The 254-nt window shown below is 56.3% G+C and carries 1 rRNA gene; it reads right to left on the reverse strand.

Annotated features, from left to right (window positions below):
* Window positions 1-65 (reverse strand): 5S ribosomal RNA (rrf, locus tag MRBLST15_RS21105); the annotation flags it as partial.
* Between the last annotated feature and the right edge of the window lie 189 nt (window positions 66-254).

Here is a 254-nt window from a genome sequence, read left to right on the forward strand (position 1 = left end):
CAGCTACGTTTCACTTCCGAGTTCGGGATGGGATCGGGTGGTTCCATAGCGCTAATTTCACCAGGGAGGCGGTTGGAGTGTCGCTTCGGACGTCGTGTCTTTGCAGGGAGCGGGCATGATGATGCCGGCGTTGCAAAGAGACGCGCCTGAGCGCCTGCCTCTCGTTTGGTCTTGTGACGTAGCGTGCACTTGGATCTATCGACATGTCATGTCGGCCAAGGCAACTTGAGGTTATATGGTCAAGCCTCTCGGAT

It is taken from the genome of Stenotrophomonas sp. LST15-1-1.1 (genome assembly GCF_040815575.1).
In the GTDB taxonomy this organism is placed as follows: Bacteria; Pseudomonadota; Gammaproteobacteria; order Xanthomonadales; family Xanthomonadaceae; genus Stenotrophomonas; species Stenotrophomonas lactitubi_B.